Annotated in this window: 2 protein-coding genes and 1 pseudogene; all 3 read right to left on the bottom strand. The window is 73.6% G+C overall.

Features of this window, described 5'->3' with window-relative positions; translation table 11 throughout:
- A partial coding sequence (locus tag AB0G02_RS39440; protein WP_360805397.1) for a Clp protease N-terminal domain-containing protein occupies window positions 1–359 on the bottom strand: 359 nt, incomplete at its 3' end.
- A gap of 72 nt (window positions 360–431) precedes the next feature.
- Window positions 432–1,352 carry a prolyl aminopeptidase gene (pip, locus tag AB0G02_RS39435; protein WP_360805400.1) on the bottom strand — a complete coding sequence of 307 codons (921 nt, stop codon included), beginning with the start codon at window positions 1,350–1,352 and terminating at the stop codon, window positions 432–434.
- A gap of 37 nt (window positions 1,353–1,389) precedes the next feature.
- Window positions 1,390–1,570 (bottom strand): annotated as a pseudogene (locus tag AB0G02_RS39430) (NADP oxidoreductase); the annotation flags it as partial.

The raw sequence follows: 1,570 nt of genomic DNA, 5'->3' as shown, positions 1-1,570 counted from the left end.
TCGAGCGCCACGCCCTCGCCCTCCGCGAGCACGCCGAGCAGCAGGTGCTCGGTGCCCACGTGCCGGTGACCCAGCGCCAACGACTCGCGCACCGCCGACGCCAGGGCCCGCTTCGCGCCGGGCGTGAACGACAGGTACCCGGGCACGGGCAGGGTGCCCCGGCCGTCCACCGCCAGGACGTGCGCCCGGCACGCGTGCGGCGACACACCCGACGACACGAGCACCGCCGCCGCGGCTCCGCCCTCACCGAGCAGGCCCAGGAGCAGGTGCTCCGTGCCGATCGCGGTGTGGTTGAACGCCCGCGCCTCCTGGAGAGCCAGCACGGAGACCCGCCGCGCGCTCTCGGTGAACCGTTCCACGATCAATCCCTCGCCACGTCGACCGGTCCCGCACCAGGCTGTGACCACTGCATCGCTCCGAGTTTCCGGGTGTTACCGGAATTTGTCAGTAGCCGAACGCCGTGCGGCGGTCATCGCGTTACTTCCCCCGTGCGCAGTTTCCGCGACGAGGACCAGCTCGGCGTCCGGCCAGGCGTGGGCCAGGTCGAACGGGGTGCCGATCAGGTTGCCCAGGTCCAGCTCGCCCTGGACGATCACGCCCGGGATGCCCGCGAGCTTCCACGCCTCCTCCAGCACGACGCCCTCGGGCAGCCACGAGCCGTGCGCCCAGTAGTGCGTGACCAGCCGGGCGAACGCGAGCCCGTGCTCCGGCCGGTCGAACCCCAGGCCGCCGGACAGCGGCTGCAACGCGTCCTCCCACGCGCACCACTCCCGGGCCGCCCGCAGGTGCACGGCCGGGTCGGGGGACAGGAGCAGCTCCAGGTACCCCGCCGCCGGGTCGCCGGACGGCACCAGCTCGCGGAAGCGGGCGTGGGCCTGCGGGAACATCGGGGCCAGGCCCGTCGTCAGCAGGTCCGTCTCGGCCCGCCGCCCGGTCGCCACGCCCGCGTGCACCATCGCGGACACCCGGTGCGGGAACCGCTCGGCGTACACCAGGCCCAGCACGGAGCCCCACGACGCGGCGAACACCAACCACCGGTCGACGCCCAGGAACCCGCGCAACCGCTCCAGGTCACCGACCAGGTGGTCGGTGGTGTTGGCGGACAGGTCCACCACCGGCTCGCCGGCGTGCGGCGTGCTGCGCCCGCACCCGCGCTGGTCGAACAGCACGACCCGGTACGCCTCCGGGTCGAAGTACCGGCGGGCCCGGGGCGTGCACCCCGAGCCCGGTCCGCCGTGCAGCACCACCGCGGGCTTCCCGTCCGGGTTGCCGCAGACCTCCCAGTACACGTGGTGCCCGTCGCCCACGTCGAGCATCCCGTGGTCGTACGGCTCGATCTCCGGGTACAGCACGTCCCACCCCCTCCACAGATACAACAGTGCTGTTACATTAGCCGTCGCGCGACACCGCGGGGAACATCGCCCGCACGTCCGCGCCGCCCACCCACAGCCCGATCGCGAACGCCGTCGTCGCCTCGAGCAGCTCGGCCCGCTCCAGCGGCCCGCCGTCCACCGGCACGCACCCGATCGACCGCACCAGCGCCCGCACGACCTCAAGGGCGTCGGCCGAG

Origin of the sequence: Actinosynnema sp. NPDC023658 (assembly GCF_040639995.1) — a bacterium.
In the GTDB taxonomy this organism is placed as follows: domain Bacteria; phylum Actinomycetota; class Actinomycetes; order Mycobacteriales; family Pseudonocardiaceae; genus Actinosynnema.
This window is presented reverse-complemented; position numbering and strand designations above follow the sequence as displayed.